The sequence below is a fragment of the Brasilonema sennae CENA114 genome, from assembly GCF_006968745.1.
Lineage (GTDB): Bacteria > Cyanobacteriota > Cyanobacteriia > Cyanobacteriales > Nostocaceae > Brasilonema > Brasilonema sennae.
This window is the reverse complement of the sequence record NZ_CP030118.1, coordinates 7,362,009-7,378,862: the sequence shown is the minus strand read 5'-3', so window position 1 is coordinate 7,378,862 and position 16,854 is coordinate 7,362,009. Positions and strand designations below refer to the sequence as shown.

Here is a 16,854-nt window from a genome sequence, read left to right as displayed (position 1 = left end):
AATTATTAACTCCCAACGTCAAATTCACCAGCTTTTTAGATCTGTCTATGCTATCTCAACCTGTGAAACTTCTTTTTTTGAGTGCTGTGAGTTTATCCTTTGTTCTAGGTCCTGCAGCAGCATTTGGGCAAGTTCGTCGTGGAGGTGGTGATATTGTTGTACCAACACAACCAGCAAGCGGTGGCTCAACAACAACTAGAACAAGAACAATAGAAACAGATGGATCTTCCAGTACAACCAGAACAAATACCTCATCACCTATAAGTAGCAGTAATCGATTTTTCTGTCAGTCTTACAATGGTCAGTACACCGTGATGTACCAGCCAGAAAGTCAACCAGGTCAATACTTCCCTTGGGCGAGTCCTAGGACTTTGGGTGGCGGCTGGGATTCACAACAGCGTTGCCAAGCAATTGCCGAACGCTTGGAAACATATCGCCCAGATGGCTTAGTGGAACTGAAGACAGCGATAGAGAACAGACAGAATATTCTCTGCGTCACCACAGAAGCTAATCCTTACTGTCGCATTGTGTTGACAGTACCCCCGGAAAAAGATCCTTATGTTGTCCGTAATAGCGTTTTCCAAAACTTAGCATCTGCTGATAGCGGACAGCAAACTTTTGGCGTTAACACTTATACAAGTGGTGGTAACGAACTCTCCAATTTGGGGCAAAATATTTTTGGTGGTAAAAAACCTTCTGTTTCTTCTAAAGACCCCATCAATCTCAAACCTTTTCTAGATCGTGCTGATCGCGGTACAGGAGAAAAACTCCGTAACGGTGTGTCGCTTAAGACTCAGCAGTCTCAACCTCAAACTGGTAATCGCCTAAATCCCAACAAATTCCGCTAAATTTAGTTTTTTCCTGTTTCCAGTATTTGGTTAATGTCGGATTATCCGGTGATTTCAGTAGTTTTTGTTACAAAAACACAATAAGCGTTCACCAAATGAACGCTTATTGTGCGGATGGGATGTTGGACATAATTTTTGGTCTGGTTTTAAGTATCAATTCAAACCAAGTCGTTATTTGTTCATAACCACGAGACTTTCAGGGATTATCATTAACATCTTCTTTCCTGCCATCGGAACGCTTGTCGTTGGCAAGATTGGTCAGGGAATCATTCAACTCATTCTTTTCATTATTGGGATTCTTCTGAACTGAATTGTTATCCTTCCCATTGTCGGCATCCCCTTGACAATAGGAACTATGGGTTTGGGCGTTGGTGAGCGCAGCAACGCCAAAAATTAAAAAGCAACGTCACCAGGAATAACTGTTTTACCTATCACAATTGAGCATAAGATTTAGGAGTTAAGATTCCAATAAGCTGAAGTTAAAATTTGATGAATATTTTAAAAAAAATAAAACCCCCTACAGGGGGTAAGTCAGTATATTGAGTCAAGTGACAAACTGATCACCAATATTTAAAGCAGATACAGCAATAAGAAAAGGATAATCCAAATCACGTCAACGAAGTGCCAGTAGATTTCGGCGGCTTCTATACCAAAGTGATGTTCATTGCTGTAGTGACCTTTGCCGCGCGATCGCCACAATACCGCAAGAATTGCCACAACTCCCAGAGTCACGTGCAAACCGTGGAAGCCAGTCAATACATAAAATGCGCTGGCAAACAAGTTGGTCGTCAAGCCAAATTCTAAGTGGGTATATTCATATACTTGCCCCACCAAGAAAAGAATACCCATTGCAGCAGTAATCCCGAACCAGAGTTGCATTCCCCGGACATCATTCTTTTTGATGGCGGTATCAGCATTGTGGATAATAAAACTGCTAGCAATTAGATTGATAGTGTTGACTCCTGGTAACAATAGTTCTAACTCTGGGGTACCTTCTGGAGGCCACACAGGTACGGTAGAACGCATAGCCAGATATGCTCCGAACAACCCCATGAAAATCATGCCTTCAGCCACCAGGAACATAACCAGTCCAAAAAGGCGATGGTCTGGATGTTCTTCGTGATGAGCTTCTGCGGTAGCAGTGTGATGATGGTTAAGGGCTGTCTTTGCTGGGTCAATTGTTTGACTTTGCATGAATTTTCCGTTGAATTATGAATTACGAATTATGAATGATGAGTAAAAAAATTTTTTAGCATTCATCATTCATAATGTATCAGCGTTCTTCTTTCTCGGCAGTGATAGCGGGAGATGACTCGTCAGGTTCAGCGCGTAACACCGAGTTAGGACCGGCAGACAAGACTGGATCGGGATCAGACAGGGGTACACCCTTTCTGGTGTTCTCCAAACCATAATCGTATGGTCCAGTCGCTAAAACTGGTGGTTTATCAAAATTCTCGATCGCTGGTGGTGAGGTTGTCATCCACTCTAAAGTCAGTGCATCCCAGGGATTATTACCTGCTTTGGGTCCGTACATCCAACTCCAAATCGCATTGATGATGAAGGGGAATGTGGAAACCGCTAGTATATAGGCACCAATGGTACAAATTTCATTCAAAAACGTAAATTTGGGGTCGTACTGAGCAATACGACGGTTCATGCCCATCATCCCCAGCTTGTGCATGGGTAAGAAGGTCATGTTTAAACCGACGATTGTCAGGGCAAAATGAACCTTGCCCCAAAATTCGTTCAGCATCCGCCCTGTCATTTTGGGGAACCAGTGGTAGATTGCCGAATAAATGCCCAGAACGCTACCACCAAAGAGGACATAGTGCAAGTGTGCTACGACAAAATATGTGTCGTGAACGTGAATATCGAACGGTACAGCCGCTAACATCACGCCACTGATCCCACCAATCACGAAGGTGCCAACAAAACCTATGGCGAACAGCATCGCACTGTTGAGGCGAATTTTGCCACCCCACATTGTTGCCAACCAGCTGAAGATTTTGATCCCCGTGGGTACAGCGATGATCATGGTAGTGATCATGAAGAACATCCGCAGCCAACCAGGAACACCGCTGGTAAACATATGGTGTGCCCAGACGATGAGTCCTAGGAAGCTGATTGCCAAACTAGAGTAGGCGATCGCCTTATATCCAAAAATCGGCTTACGGGAATGAACCGGAATCACCTCAGAAATCGCCCCAAAGAAGGGCAAAATCATGATGTAAACCGCTGGGTGGGAGTAAAACCAGAACATATGCTGGTACACAACCGGATCGCCACCGCCAGTCGGATTAAAAAATGCCGTTCCTGCAAGTAAGTCAAAGGAGAGCAGAATCAAACCAGCTGCTAGCACCGGCGTAGAGACCAAAGTCAGCGCCGAGGTTGCCAACATTGCCCAGCAAAACAAAGGCAATTGAAAGAAACCCATGCCTGGAGTACGCATCTTAAGCATAGTCACCAGGAAATTTATTGCCCCCAGAATCGAAGACGTACCGAGCAAAAGAACGCTCAGAATCCAGATACCCTCACCCACTTGACCTGTGACCAAGCTCAGGGGAGGGTAGGAAGTCCAACCTGCATCTGGTGCATCACCCACCACTAAACTGGCGATCAGCAACAAACCAGCAGGAGGAATCATCCAAAAGGCAACAGCATTCAGGCGTGGAAAAGCCATATCTTTTGCCCCAATCATCAAGGGGATCAGGAAGTTAGCAAATCCTGCGCCTGCGGGCACAATCCACAAGAAAATCATGATTGTGGCGTGCAGTGTAAACAAACTGTTGTACACCTCAGGGGTGACAAAATCGACTTCTGGGGTTCGCAGTTCGGTGCGAACCAAGTCAGCCAAAACGCCGCCAATACAGTAAAAAATGAACGTGGTGACCAGATATTGAATCGCAATTACCTTATGGTCAGTGTTGAAGGTAAAGTAGTCTCGCCAATGTCTGATCTCTGGTTCTTCAGCCAGAGCAGGGATATTGGCTTTTTCTTGTACCTGTGCTTGTGTCATAAAAATTTTAGAACTCAGGAGTCAGAAGTCAGGAGTCAGAACGAAGGTGTCAGTCGTCAGGAGTCAGTTGCGAATCACTCATGACTGATGACTAATAACTACTTGTGGAGTTGATGTAGCATTTCTGGATGAATTCCCATATGGCTGGTATGAGGAGCGAGAAATTCATCTGGGGTTAAATCCACAGGATTAACAGCAACTGCTTGCTTGAGTTCTTCAGCGCTAGCAACTTCCTGTTCTTGGATCCACTGTTCAAATTCTTCTGGCTTTTGAACAACAACTTGTGTCCTCATAGCACCGTGGTAAGGACCACAAAGTTCGGCACAGATGAGAGTATAATCACCTTCTTTGTTGGGTGTAAAACGAATCTCACTTTGCCGACCGGGGATCACATCTTGCTTCAAGCGAAACTCTGGTACCCAGAAGGCATGGATAACATCGTTGGCTGTCATATTCAATTGCACTTCGCGCCCGATGGGAACGTGCAGTTCTCCAGAAGTGACTTCAGTATCAGGGTAGGTAAAAATCCAGGCATACTGCAAACCGGTGACATTCACCACAAATGCGGGTGGTTTTCCTTCATTTTCAGGTGTCGGTCCAAGGGTAGGAGCAACACTTCCTACACCAGGGGCATTCCGCTTTTGGGGAATTTGGTCAGCATTGCGGACTGCTGCTGTCGCAGGGTCTTGCATTGCCTGATCAGATTTTTCTTGATTTTCGTTAGGTTCTGTGCTGGGGGGAGTATCGCTTAAAGTTGCGGCGATCGCAGCCCCAGGCATGTTCATGACTTGTGAGGTCATTGGGGCTTCATGGATAGCGTGGGGGCTAAAGCCGCCCATATCGTTGTAAACGTCGAAGCTGTAAACAGAAATACCGATAACGATAACAGTTGGAATTGCTGTCCAAAGGATTTCTAATGGTACGTTGCCATGTACTGGCGGACCATCTGCATTGTCACCTGCACGGCGACGGTATTTGATAGCAGAGTAAATTAAGATACCTTCTACGAGCACAAATATACCAGTGGAGACGGTCATCATTGCGTTGAACAAACCGTCTACTAACGGGGCTTCGTCAGAAGCTGCTGTTGGTAGTAGACCATGATTTTGACCGTACCAGAGACTGACTAGGGTCAGCCCGATGCCAATAAGTAATGTCCAGATGGAACTTGGGATTTTCACGGTTTTTTTGAGTTAACGGCTTTACTATATTCGACTGAGCAGTTCACTCACTTACTACACTAGTCCAGCCTAAAAGATAAGTTGGGGGAAGGCATGAAAATTTTATTAATTTTTAGGCTGATTTTTGGGATCTTGAACAAAATCTATTTTTTAGATGTGCCACAGGGTGGATGTGGATCAGGAAAAAAACTTTAGCATGGGTTAGCATCATTAAGAATGCCACACTAGGAAAAAATTCAGAACTCCTCCAGTAGACCTCTCCAAAAATCGATTTTTAGTGCAAGCCTCGTAAAGGTTTCATAGCCATTTTTGGAGAGGTCTAGTAGTAACTTAGAGAAATTTTTTGTGACCGAAACTAAGGGTGTAAGAGGTTAAGAAGAGATTATATTTTTGTGCAATGCCAGATACCAAGTAAACGAAACCCGTATTGAGTCAGGAGAAAAGCTGCTGCATTTATAATTCACACTGGTTTGTAAAACTGAGGACATTATTCATGGGAACAATGTGAATTCTGGTTCTGAGTTCTTCGCAATCCTCACAACTTAAAAATTCCCTAAAGCTTCGGGCAAAAAGTGGCTATGGTGATTCACAGTATAGGGAGAGCCAGTCTCGAACCTTAGTTGTACGCTAGGGTGGGAGATGGATCGGTACTGATAAATGTTTAGAACGTAGACAGAATCAAAAAGAGCGGCAAAAGGTGTCTTTAGATGAGCGAATTTGTCCTAGAACAACAAAACATAACCACTGCGCCGCCGCAGGCTCCACAAGAACGAATTCGTCGCTTGGTGTGGAGAATGTGTATAGCCACTTTGATTTTGATGGCAATAGGCAGTGCCACCCGTGTGATGAATGCTGGACTTGCTTGTCCTGATTGGCCTTTGTGTTACGGGGAACTGGTGCCAACCAAGCAAATGAATTTCCAGGTTTTTTTGGAGTGGTTTCACAGGTTAGATGCGGCATTAATTGGTGTCAGCGCGATCGCACTCGTTGGAATGTCCTGGTGGTCTCGTCGCTCTTTACCCAGATGGCTACCTTGGGCATCCACATTCGCGCTATTTTTAATAGTTTTCCAAGGAGTCTTGGGCGGACTCACGGTAACTGAACTTTTGCGGTTTGATATTGTAACCGCTCACTTAGGAACAGCGCTGTTATTTTTCATGACCTTACTAGTCATCGGCACTGCACTAACCCCTTACCAGCCAACCGGAAACGTAGGTAACTTGCCTTGGGTTGGTTTAACAGCAGCTGTTTTGGTTTATCTACAAAGTTTACTAGGTGCTTTGGTCGGGTCTCGTTGGGCGCTACACCAATGCTTTGGCATATCCCAACTTTGTACTGTGATGTATAGTCATATCGCTGGCGTAGTGCCTCCAACAGTGGCAACATTGGCAGTGGTATTTCTTTCATGGCGGACACCAGCACTGCATCCTGCATTACGACGACTAGCAAATATCGCTGGTGGATTACTTATTGTACAACTCCTGATAGGAGTTGCCACTTTTCGGTTACATCTTCAAGTCGAGCCACTTACTGTCTCTCACCAAGCTGTAGGAGCAGCTTTGCTTGGTAGTTTAGTGGGTTTCACGGTTCTTGGACTGCGCGACTGGGTTCACAGCCGTGGGATCAACGCTAACAGCGTGATTATCAACGCAAATACCACAAGTGAACAGTGAACAGTGAGTCCAGTGCTGCAGGAGGGTTTCCCTCCGTAGGCATCTGGTGAGACAGCGCTGCAGGAGGGTCTCCCTCCGTAGGCGACTGCGTTCGCGTAGCGTCTCCGCAGGAGATACCCGAAGGGCGAACCCGAAGGGTCAACAGTGAACAGTTATCTAGGTTTGAAAAAAAGGAAATAGTGCCAAAATGATTGAGACTAATGTCTCTCGCCACCATCAAACATTTCTACAGGTTATTCAAAGCTACTACCAGCTTACAAAGCCTAGAATCATCCCTTTACTACTCATTACCACTGCTGGAAGTATGTGGATTGCAGCTAAGGGAGAAGTAGACCCATTGTTGTTACTCGTCACACTTACTGGTGGCACAATGGCCGCTGCAAGCGGCCAGACGATTAACTGTGTCTATGACCGAGATATCGATTATGAAATGGAGCGCACACGTCATCGCCCTCTGCCTTCAGGTAGAATACAGTCGCGCGATGCTCTGATTTTTGCAAGTGCTTTAGCGGTCATTTCTTTTACGTTGCTTTACGTATTTGCCAACTTACTAGCTGCACTGCTAGCAATGTCAGGTATTGTGTTTTATGTCCTAATTTATACGCATTTTCTCAAGCGACACAGCACTCAAAATATCGTTATTGGCGGAGCTGCAGGGGCAATTCCAGCATTAGTTGGTTGGGCTGCTGTCACTGGTACCTTAAGCTGGCCAGCATGGGTAGTATTTGCGATTGTCTTTTTGTGGACACCGCCTCATTTCTGGTCTCTTGCTTTGATGATTCGGGATGATTACGCAAAAGTTGGCGTACCAATGTTACCCGTAATTGCAGGAACTACGCCGACGGTGCGGCAGATTTGGTTATACACCCTAGTTACAGTAGCAGCAACATTTTCATTGATTTACCCTTTGCACGTCAGTGGAGTAATCTACGGAGTCCTTGCTGTCAGCTTAGGGGCAGTTTTTATTTACAAAGCTTGGCAACTACTGCACAATCCAGAAGACCGCAATTTTGCTAAAGGATTATTTCTGTATTCCATCTCATACATGATGTTGTTGTGTGTAGGCATGGTTGTTGATAGCCTTCCCTTCACTCATCATGTGCTTAACGTTGTGGTAGATAAGGCGCATTCGTTGATGGGATAGAACTTAGCTGTAGTGGAAATTTATGCGATACGCCTCTGGCGTCTGCCCTGAGTCCTTACGGACACGCTGCGCGTTCGCCTCCGGCGTGCGCTTTGCGCTTACGGGCAATCACTTCTGTAGAGGCGATCGCCTCATCTATTTTTGGAAGTGCGATTGCGCAAAGCAACAGACGCGCTCTTGGCGTATCGCTCCTTTGGGTACGCCTTCGCTAATCGCAATTTGACTAAATATGAGCTTGATTAACCAGGTAGACTAATTGTAGCCATTATCCAATTGACCTTTTTTGAATTCAAAATTCAAAATATGCCCAAAGGGCATACTTTGAATTTGAGCCCGAAGGGCGAGTGACACTCCCCTGGCTGTATCTTGGAGAAGTCTGGAAACTCTGCGGCTAAGCCTTAAGTACGCTACGTGAATCGAGCATCGCCCAATCACAACAAAAAACCTCGGTGAAACCAACCGAGGCTAGGAGGAGAAGTCCAAATGTCAATGAGTCCTGATTCCAAAATCTAAAACTTTTAGCTAACGCCCAATACAAGCGAAATTAGAGCGGTAACAAATATACGTAGCTTTTTTGGTTTGTTTTTTGTTTTTTGTATTTTTAAGTTATGTAAACAAGTATAAGAATTTTGTTAAAAAAGGTCAATAAAAGTTTACATTTAAAGAACTGATAGCGTTCATAAAATTAACTTATCAGGAATGAGCGATGATTGTGAACAGCTATGAGGTGATGCAGGCGATACATTCCTGTGGAGCGTGCACTTTGCCATAGAGCGGACACGCGCAAAGCGCACGCGATCGCGTTCGCTCAGGGAGAGGGTTTTCTGGAGGAAAATCCTCTGGGCAAAGAAGGGCGATCGCCCAGTGCTGCCCTTAACTCAACTACTCCCTTCCCGCTCGAAGAATACCTATTGGAATGAACCGCGTTAGCACAGCGTGTCCGCAGGACATAGACGCAAAGCACACGTTAGCGCAGCGTGCGCCAAGGGCGCATAGAAACAGGAGTAAGACTTGAGGACTTGCCAATACTCTGAGGGAAATCCATAAAAAGTAAATCAAACCGCCTTGGTACGCTGATATTTACGCAAAAACCGCAGCCAGTAAAAATAGGCAGTCTACCAAAATGGTACTCAAAACCGCTCCACTAAAAGCGTACCAATGCCGCTGCTTCCCAGATAAAGACAAAAGCCCCACCGTTAACAAGACTATGGCGAGAGTTAGCGCCCAAGCTTGTCCCCAAGGCGTTTGGACTTGTGTTAAAGCACTTTGTAAAATTGGTGTCGCCTCCAATGTTGATTCTACTCGCACGATTTGCCGCCAATAAGGAATTAAATCTACTAAGTAGAAATACACATCGGTTAATACTGTACCGAATAAAGAACCTAAATAAAACCAGTTACCGATTTTGCCCCAGTTCCGACTCAGACACCACAAGGCAAACGGTAAACCTATACACTCAACGGGTAAATGCCATAACGGTTCCCAGCGCAACCAGCCCCAATAAATTGAGCCTGCAAGCCAACTCCAACTGAATCCTAAAAGCAAATCTCCCCAAACATACGTAGAGGAATGCGACATTAATTTAAAACTTAACCATATCCAACCTGCTGTTAGAGCTAAACTCAGCCACGGAAGCGATCGCACAAGTGGCGCTTCAATAAACACAGGCACAGAAACCAGAAACACCGCCGCCGCAAAGACTAACCACGCCGGTTGGAGGGCAACTTTCCACAACAAACCAACATTAGCGCTTTTCGTTGGCTGAGTTCGCTGAATCGTAGTAGTAGAAGCAACGTAAGAGGACAAAGTATTGTTAACCAATGTTTTTAATATTTGTTACTTATCTTTATGTTATTTAAGATATCACAACATCTATCCCCTAGGGGGGCATTTTATACTAGCTTAATCCAAGAATTAAGAATGTGTTAATGTTGTGGGCATTTCATTTACGTATTTCTGTATTTTGGGGAGAATAGGCTCCAGACTGTGAAGTGAGCAGCTTTTTGCGGAGGTTCCCTTCGTTGAAGCGACTGCAAACTAATAAGGGTGATGACTACAGATGTTTTTGCGTGCAGCACAAAGAGCAAAAAGTATTTTGCCTCCGGGTTTGTCTATGGACTATTTGTGTAATGGGTTGTAAAGACAGTGAGCATGAATAAAGGAATGGCTCTATCAAAACGTCAATTGTTATTGTTTTTAAGCGTTGCATCCGCAATCATCTCGGTTGTCGCAGAACCGATAAAAGTTCTCAGCGCTGAACCAAGTACAGGGGATGGCGTCCAACAGATGAATATTTTTCAGGCTCTTGTTTTAGGATTTGTGCAAGGAGCTACAGAATTTCTGCCTATTAGTAGTACTGCACACTTAAAAGTTGTGCCTGTACTTCTTGGTTGGGGTGATCCAGGTGTCGCTTTCACAGCAGTGATTCAACTTGGGAGTATTGCGGCTGTAGTGTGGTATTTCTGGAGCGATTTAACGCAACTTGTCACGGGAGCAGTAAAAGCGATCGCCCGTTCTGACTACCAAGACAACAACTTTCGCGTCACTTTGGGAATTCTCATCGGAACATTGCCCATTATCTTTTTTGGACTTCTAATCAAAAAGCTAATTCCGGATTATGATAATTCACCGTTGCGGAGTTTGGGTGCGATCGCAACTGCCTCAATTTTCATGTCCCTCTTATTAGGGATAGCAGAGAAACTAGGCACACGAAAGCGGGAATTTAATCAACTAGCAATGTCAGATGGGATATTCATGGGATTAGCCCAAGCTTTAGCTGTGATTCCTGGTGTTTCTCGTTCTGGTTCTACCCTGACAGCAGGGTTATTTATTGGTTTAGAGAGAGCAACAGCAGCTAGATTTTCCTTCTTACTAGGTATTCCTGCAATTACCCTTGCTGGGTTAGTTGAGTGCAAAGATCTTTTTCAAGAAGGATTAGGAGGTGCAGGGATAGTTCCTTTGGTTGTTGGTGTCCTTTCTGCTGGAATATTTTCTTATATGGCGATCGCTGGGTTGTTACGCTTTTTAAAAAATCGAAGCACCTGGGTATTTATTTGGTATCGGTTGGTGTTTGGCGTACTTATATTAGGAGCGATTGGAGCAGGATTATTGAAAAATGTTTGATTAGATTTTTGCTAAAAATTTGATTGATACGCGCATTGCATTCATGAGTTACACCTCACCCCGCCCTGACGGGCACCCCTCTCCTTAGTAAGGAGAGGGGATGGGGGTGAGGTTTTTAGCAGGATTATTGAAAAATGTTTGATTAGATTTGTGGTAAGAATTTGATTGATACGCGCATTGCATTCATGAGTTACACCTCACCCCGCCCTGACGGGCACCCCTCTCCTTAATAAGGAGAGGGGATGGGGGTGAGGTTTTTAGCAGGATTATTGAAAAATGTTTGATTAGATTTGTGGTAAGAATTTGATTGATATAGCAGTTGCCAGGTAGATTAGGACATCAACTAATCAGAAAACACGGAAACCACGGGACAATTCCCAGCCTGCTCCCTGCTCCCTGCTCCCTGCTCCCTGCTATATGTGTGTTGCGTTCATGACTTACACCCTCCGGGTATCTCCTGCGGAGACGCTACGCGTAAGTCCCAAAGGGACACGCTTACGCGTATCTCCGTAGGAGACGCTGCGCGAACGCTCTTAGCGTGCGCTTGCGCTTACGCCCAAGCCGCGTGCGCTTTGCGCTTAGGCAGTCGCCTAGGTCGGGAGAGCCGTCATTCGCGCTGTCTCACCTCACTCCGCCCTAACGGGCACCTCTCTCCTTAGTTTTGGTTGATATGCGTGTTGGATTCATGACTGATACCTCACCCCGCCCTAACGGGCACCCCTCTCCTTACTAAGGAGAGGGGATGGGGGTGAGGTTTTAAAATCGCAGATAAATACAGATAATTTATCTGCGATTTTATTTTCCAAAAATTTGACTGTTTACTTTTGCCCTGATAATGCTACTTTGAGTTTTCCACAAGCTTTTTCAATCGCATTTATACTCCCAGGATTGACAAGTCCGTAGTAGTCGAACTCATAGACTCGATTATTTTTTGTTGCTTGGAGTTGATTCCAAAAAGATTCTGACTTGAAAGATTTTAATAATCCAGGTTGAGGACTAACAACAATTAAAACTTCTGGATTTGCTTCCAAAACTTTCTCAGCAGAAAGCGTCACATAACCAGGTACTGAAAATTTACCTTGTAAATCTGCTGATACGTTTTTGGCTTGAAATTTATCTAACAAATTTCCTGCCCAACTTTTTCTGCTGGGTGACAAAATTGGTTGACGGCTAACCAGCACTAATGTGGAAGGATTCTGAATCGATTTTTCAGGTAAAAAAGTTTGATAGCGGTTTAATAGCGGCGTTGGTTCAGCATTAACTATTTTTGCCAGAGTTTTGGTTAAATCTTGTAATTTTTCCCAACTATCAACCTTAGTCAGTAAAGTTGTTATACCCAGCTCTTTGAGTTTGTCGGTAATCGGATTAGAAAAACCTTCAGCGCCAATAACCAAATCTGGTTTCAGTGCGACAATTTTTTCTAAATTTGGTGGTGTTTGCTCCTGACTCACACGGGGAATATCTTTAAATCGTGAGTCATTTTTGAATAAATCGCTACCACTCATCCCGACTAATTTTGTGCTATCAAGTTGCTCAACAATATCAGATGATAGAGATGAGAGGGTTACAATTCTTTTAGCTGACTGTTGGGTTTGCGGCGATGTAGAGGTAGTAGTAGTGGTTGCACTTGTACAAGCAAAGGTGACTAAACTTAACCACAGTATGAATCCAAATAGTATAACACGACGTTGCATAATTACCCGATAATTTTTATTCATTATTTGATGCGGCTTCGTATTCCTCATCAATAGCAGCCAAGGAGCAAATTTGCAAACCAACTGGTGTTTCCAAGACAGCAACTTCTATACCCAAAACATCAGCCAAGTGTTCAGGCGTCAAAACTATCCTTGGTTCTCCTACTGCCCAAATTTTACCTTGGGACAACAATGCAATGCGAGAACTATACCTTGCTGCTAAATTCACATCATGCAACACTGTGATAATGGATAACTTTTGTTCTTTGTTGAGTTGTTTGAGCAGTTCCAGTAACTGCAACTGGTAGCGGATATCTAAATAAGTGGTTGGTTCATCTAATAGCAAAACTTGCGGATCTTGAGCTAACGCCAACGCCAAAAAAGCTCTTTGTCGTTCACCACCGGATAATTGTTCTACGGGGCGATCGCACAAAGATTTCATCCTAGTTAATTCTAAAGCTTTCTCAACTTTATCTCTATCCTCCGCGTCTAACTCCCATTGCCACCAAGGTTGATGGGGTGTACGCCCTAAAGAAACCAACTGTCGCACTGATAACCCCGCAGGTATCGTTTGCTGTTGCGGTAATAACGCCAGTTTTTGAGCGACAGCAGTAGCTTTTTGGGTGTGAATAACTTTTCCATCCAACAGTACAGCGCCTGTTTGCGGTTTCAGCAGGCGACTCATGAGTTTTAGGAGGGTGGATTTTCCTGAACCATTCGCACCGACTAGACTCAGCCATTCTCCTGCTTGGAGTGCGATACTAATTTCTTGGACAATGGGTTTACTATCGTATCCACCACTGAGATTGTTTGTTTCTAATGGCATTGAAAAAAGTTAAAGATTAAAGGAGTCAAAATACACAATTGCTGGAAAATGAGTTAATAATGGAGTTCTAAAATTGTACTGCATACATCAAAACTATAACCGCACTTGCGTAAAAGAACCCATGAAATTAACTGGTCCGCAATACAAACAATTTACACAAGCTCTAATTGACGCGTTTCCAGAGCAGCAAAGACTTGCTGAATTAGTACAATTCCAGTTTGGAAAAAACCTAAATGCAATAGCAATGGGCAATGACTTACAAGCAATTGTCTTTAGATTAATTCAAGCGGCAGAAGCTGAGGGATGGGTTGATAAACTGATTGCAGGTGCTCGTGAGTCAAGTCCTGGAAATCCAGCATTATTTGTCTTTGCTCAAGAGTTCAATCTTGCAACTCCTATGCCACCACAGCTATCAGCAAGAGGCGCATTAGAGAAAATTATTAAGAAAACGAATAGTTTTCTAGACGTGAATACATGGCGAGAAAAGTTAGGCACAATTGAAGCCCAAGTCTGCCGCTTAGAAATTACCAATAACAATAATAAGAAAGAATTTGGTACAGGTTTTCTGATTGCACCAAATGTGGTGATGACAAATTACCATGTCATCGAATCTGTGGATTCAGGACAAGCAAATGCTAGCAATGTTATCCTGCGTTTTGACTATAAACAATTAGCGGATGGCAATATTATCAACAAAGGTACAGAGTATCGCTTAGTAGAGGATGACTGGCTGATTGATAAAAGTCCTTACACCAAAAATACTTTACCAACACCTGACGAATTAGATTATGCTTTGCTTCGGGTAGATGGAGTTCCTGGAGAAGAAGCGATCGCGAAAAACTCTGATCCAAATGCTCCACAGCGAGGATGGATTTCTTTACCTACACAAGCTTATGAATTTTTGCCTGAGACTCCATTATTAATAGTGCAACATCCAAAAGCCGAGCCATTAAAATTGGCGTTTGACACAGATGCAATTATTAACATCAACGAAAATGGCACAACTGTTAAATATAAAACCAATACTCAGCCTGGTTCCTCTGGTTCTCCATGCTTTGACATTAACTGGAATTTAGTAGCGCTGCATCATAGCGGTGATCCTGACTGGAGAAATCCAACTTACAACGCGGGAACACCGTTCAGTGCTATTTGTTCACGTTTAGAGAAGCAAGGTTTATTGGCTGATTTACGAAGTGGTCAACCAATATGGTGAATATTTCTTTATACTCAGATTTTGCACGATTGTCTCGTTCCTTGTCTCTGGCAAGGAATGCAGCAATGGAGGCTCCGCCTCCTTTTGATACTAGAGGCAGAGCCTAAGCAAATTTCATTCCCAAACTCTAGCCTGAGAACGAGAGTGACGCTTTGCATTCTCGTCCGCCTGGGAATTAATTCCGAGGCGGTCAAAATGGGCCATAAGCAGCAAAATTTTATTTTTTCTAACTATGGAGTAGCCGTTAATGGGTTTGTCTGGAGAAACAATCAGGAAAATAAGAGAAGCACTAAAATCTGCCTTTCCGAACCGCGACGAACTGGTGATGATGCTACACATGGAACTTGATATACCCGAATCAGAAGTTCCTAATAATTCCAACTATAATTTAGTTGTTTTCAACTTAATACAGCAGCTTGATAGCCAAAATCGCATACCAGAATTAATTAAGGGAGCGTTGAATGAACGACCTGGTAATCCTGATGTGCAGAAAGTCGCTCAAGAAATTAACGCTATCTATTCCAACGTTAGCAACAAATCACCTTTAAAATCGTTTGAGTTTGATGTGGTAACGGTGAATGCTCAAGGTTGGAAAATTAGCCGCAAAAGATGTCGATCACAATACTTTACAGAAGACTTAGGAAACGGAGTCACCCTAGAAATGGTCGCGATTCCTGGTGGCATATTTACGATGGGCGCACCAGAGAATGAGGAAGGTAGTACAGATGACGAACGTCCCCAACACCAAGTCACAGTTCAACCCTTCTTTATGGGTAGATATCCCGTAACTCAAGCACAATGGAGAGCTGTAGCGGCTTTAGCTCAAGTCAACAAAGAACTAAACCCAAATCCGTCTGGATTCAAGGGAAATGACCGACCAGTAGAGAGAATCTCTTGGTATGATGCATTAGAATTCTCTGCCAGACTTAATTTTAGAATCAATTTCACAGCGGGAAGAGATTATCGGTTACCCAGCGAAGCGGAGTGGGAATATGCTTGTCGTGCAGGTACAGCGACGCCCTTTTACTTTGGTGAGACGATAACGACTGATTTAGCAAACTATAACGGTAACTACACTTACGGAAACGCTCCCAAGGGAGAGTATAGACAACAAACCACCCCAGTAGGAAGCTTTTCACCAAATGCCTTTGGTTTATACGACATGCATGGCAATGTCTGGGAATGGTGTGCTGATACTTGGCATGACTATGAAGGAGCACCCAAAGATGGCAGTGCATGGATCAGGAATAATGATAATGATTATCGGCTACTGCGGGGTGGTTCGTGGTACCTCGATCCTGGTTGCCGTTCTGCCGTCCGCGGCAGGTACTACCCCGACTACGCCTACGACTTCGTCGGTTTTCGGGTTGTGTGCGTTGCTGCGGTAATTATTTAGTATTATTTTATACTTTTGTCCGTTTCCCCTTTACTTTTTTTCTTTTCTCTTTTCTCTGTGTCAGCGGAGCGAGATAAATTTTTTTCACAAATCAAACTATCTTCCTTATAAACACAAATTTTAATTAAGATATGACAACGGGAGCATCCCAATGCATGCAAAAACATGTTTGTCATTGCGAATGAAGCGAAGCGGAATGAAGCAATCGCAAAGTCTAGATGTTGCGATTGCTTCGCTCCATTTCATTACGCTCGCAATGACAACTAGTCATCTGAGTTTGATATGACTTACACATTTGGGATGTTACCGTTTTAATAAGAATGGACTATTCACCAAATTTCATTCCCTATAGCAATTCCAGTATCAACTTCAGAATAAAATTTCTCTGGTGTCATACCTTCGAGTAATTCATCAAGCGTATATTTTTTCCGCTTTCTTGGTGTGATGACAATGCTATCACCCGAAATACTCAAACTCACATCGCTTCCTTCTTGAATTTGTACCTGTTCTGCCAATGCTCTAGGAATACGAACCGCTAAGCTGTTTCCCCACTTCGTAATGATGGTGGTGAGAAATTCCCTAATGATGTTGCATCAAGAATGACACGCTTAAATGTTCTTTTCACATGTATCTACTTTGAAGATACATGACCTCTCCCAAAACGTCAATCGTGCTGGTTACACCTTCGTTCACTAATACCCTTTCATACGGTTGGTTAACAGTCAGCCGCGCCACTCCCA

14 protein-coding genes are annotated in these 16,854 nt (G+C 43.9%); 7 read left to right on the top strand and 7 right to left on the bottom strand.

Going from position 1 to position 16,854, the window contains the following annotated elements:
• Positions 1 to 47 precede the first annotated feature (47 nt).
• Positions 48 to 848, top strand: coding sequence for a COP23 domain-containing protein (locus DP114_RS30730; protein WP_169266266.1), 801 nt, complete (start codon positions 48 to 50; stop codon positions 846 to 848).
• A 570-nt stretch (positions 849 to 1,418) separates the two neighbouring features.
• Here DP114_RS30730 and DP114_RS30725 read toward each other — a convergent pair.
• The 3 genes from DP114_RS30725 to DP114_RS30715 all read right to left on the bottom strand — a co-directional run bounded on the left by DP114_RS30725 (position 1,419) and on the right by DP114_RS30715 (position 5,045).
• A complete protein-coding gene (locus tag DP114_RS30725) occupies positions 1,419 to 2,042 on the bottom strand; it encodes a cytochrome c oxidase subunit 3 (protein ID WP_169266267.1) in 624 nt (207 codons plus the stop codon).
• Between the two features lie 79 nt (positions 2,043 to 2,121).
• Complete coding sequence (ctaD, locus tag DP114_RS30720; RefSeq protein WP_171977932.1) at positions 2,122 to 3,864, bottom strand: cytochrome c oxidase subunit I; 1,743 nt, start codon at positions 3,862 to 3,864, stop codon at positions 2,122 to 2,124.
• Between the two features lie 98 nt (positions 3,865 to 3,962).
• The gene (locus DP114_RS30715; RefSeq protein ID WP_169266269.1) at positions 3,963 to 5,045 is read right to left on the bottom strand and encodes a cytochrome c oxidase subunit II; all 1,083 of its coding nucleotides are present in this window, start codon (positions 5,043 to 5,045) and stop codon (positions 3,963 to 3,965) included.
• A gap of 707 nt (positions 5,046 to 5,752) precedes the next feature.
• On the opposite strand from DP114_RS30715, the gene DP114_RS30710 reads away from it, so the two are divergent.
• The 3 genes from DP114_RS30710 (at position 5,753) to DP114_RS30700 (ending at position 8,782) form a co-directional block, all read left to right on the top strand.
• Positions 5,753 to 6,718 (top strand): COX15/CtaA family protein, encoded by a 966-nt coding sequence (locus DP114_RS30710; protein WP_171977931.1) that lies wholly within the window; start codon positions 5,753 to 5,755, stop codon positions 6,716 to 6,718.
• Between the two features lie 187 nt (positions 6,719 to 6,905).
• The gene (locus tag DP114_RS30705) at positions 6,906 to 7,862 is read left to right on the top strand and encodes a heme o synthase (RefSeq protein WP_171977930.1); all 957 of its coding nucleotides are present in this window, start codon (positions 6,906 to 6,908) and stop codon (positions 7,860 to 7,862) included.
• Positions 7,863 to 8,611: 749 nt separating this feature from the next.
• A complete protein-coding gene (locus DP114_RS30700) occupies positions 8,612 to 8,782 on the top strand; it encodes a hypothetical protein (RefSeq protein WP_169266272.1) in 171 nt (56 codons plus the stop codon).
• Positions 8,783 to 8,942: 160 nt separating this feature from the next.
• Here the strand turns inward: DP114_RS30700 and DP114_RS30695 are convergent, their stop codons facing one another.
• Complete coding sequence (locus tag DP114_RS30695; RefSeq protein ID WP_171977929.1) at positions 8,943 to 9,683, bottom strand: DUF3120 domain-containing protein; 741 nt, start codon at positions 9,681 to 9,683, stop codon at positions 8,943 to 8,945.
• Positions 9,684 to 10,025: 342 nt separating this feature from the next.
• Here DP114_RS30695 and DP114_RS30690 point away from each other — a divergent pair, with 342 nt between their 5' ends.
• The gene (locus DP114_RS30690) at positions 10,026 to 10,985 is read left to right on the top strand and encodes an undecaprenyl-diphosphate phosphatase (protein ID WP_171978355.1); all 960 of its coding nucleotides are present in this window, start codon (positions 10,026 to 10,028) and stop codon (positions 10,983 to 10,985) included.
• 818 nt (positions 10,986 to 11,803) lie between these two features.
• On the opposite strand, the gene DP114_RS30685 is transcribed toward DP114_RS30690, so the two are convergent.
• On the bottom strand, positions 11,804 to 12,679 hold the full coding sequence (locus DP114_RS30685; protein WP_171977928.1) for an ABC transporter substrate-binding protein: 876 nt from the start codon (positions 12,677 to 12,679) through the stop codon (positions 11,804 to 11,806).
• Between the two features lie 16 nt (positions 12,680 to 12,695).
• Positions 12,696 to 13,505 (bottom strand): ABC transporter ATP-binding protein, encoded by an 810-nt coding sequence (locus tag DP114_RS30680; RefSeq protein ID WP_171977927.1) that lies wholly within the window; start codon positions 13,503 to 13,505, stop codon positions 12,696 to 12,698.
• A 121-nt stretch (positions 13,506 to 13,626) separates the two neighbouring features.
• Here DP114_RS30680 and DP114_RS30675 point away from each other — a divergent pair, with 121 nt between their 5' ends.
• Together DP114_RS30675 and DP114_RS30670 are read left to right on the top strand one after the other, a co-directional pair.
• Complete coding sequence (locus DP114_RS30675) at positions 13,627 to 14,718, top strand: effector-associated domain EAD1-containing protein (protein ID WP_171977926.1); 1,092 nt, start codon at positions 13,627 to 13,629, stop codon at positions 14,716 to 14,718.
• Between the two features lie 247 nt (positions 14,719 to 14,965).
• Complete coding sequence (locus DP114_RS30670; RefSeq protein ID WP_171977925.1) at positions 14,966 to 16,114, top strand: SUMF1/EgtB/PvdO family nonheme iron enzyme; 1,149 nt, start codon at positions 14,966 to 14,968, stop codon at positions 16,112 to 16,114.
• 329 nt (positions 16,115 to 16,443) lie between these two features.
• Here the strand turns inward: DP114_RS30670 and DP114_RS30665 are convergent, their stop codons facing one another.
• Entirely contained in the window at positions 16,444 to 16,674 is a 231-nt protein-coding gene (locus tag DP114_RS30665) for an AbrB/MazE/SpoVT family DNA-binding domain-containing protein (protein WP_256379408.1), read from the bottom strand.
• Between the last annotated feature and the right edge of the window lie 180 nt (positions 16,675 to 16,854).

What these genes read in the sequence shown, in the direction of transcription:
- DP114_RS30710 (WP_171977931.1), top strand. Translation starts at nt 5,753, where the DNA reads ATGAGCGAATTTGTCCTAGAACAACAAAACATAACCACTGCGCCGCCG.
- DP114_RS30705 (WP_171977930.1), top strand. Translation starts at nt 6,906, where the DNA reads ATGATTGAGACTAATGTCTCTCGCCACCATCAAACATTTCTACAGGTT.
- DP114_RS30730 (WP_169266266.1), top strand. Translation starts at nt 48, where the DNA reads ATGCTATCTCAACCTGTGAAACTTCTTTTTTTGAGTGCTGTGAGTTTA.
- ctaD (WP_171977932.1), bottom strand. Translation starts at nt 3,864, where the DNA reads ATGACACAAGCACAGGTACAAGAAAAAGCCAATATCCCTGCTCTGGCT.
- DP114_RS30690 (WP_171978355.1), top strand. Translation starts at nt 10,026, where the DNA reads ATGGCTCTATCAAAACGTCAATTGTTATTGTTTTTAAGCGTTGCATCC.
- DP114_RS30670 (WP_171977925.1), top strand. Translation starts at nt 14,966, where the DNA reads ATGGGTTTGTCTGGAGAAACAATCAGGAAAATAAGAGAAGCACTAAAA.
- DP114_RS30680 (WP_171977927.1), bottom strand. Translation starts at nt 13,505, where the DNA reads ATGCCATTAGAAACAAACAATCTCAGTGGTGGATACGATAGTAAACCC.
- DP114_RS30725 (WP_169266267.1), bottom strand. Translation starts at nt 2,042, where the DNA reads ATGCAAAGTCAAACAATTGACCCAGCAAAGACAGCCCTTAACCATCAT.
- DP114_RS30675 (WP_171977926.1), top strand. Translation starts at nt 13,627, where the DNA reads ATGAAATTAACTGGTCCGCAATACAAACAATTTACACAAGCTCTAATT.
- DP114_RS30685 (WP_171977928.1), bottom strand. Translation starts at nt 12,679, where the DNA reads ATGCAACGTCGTGTTATACTATTTGGATTCATACTGTGGTTAAGTTTA.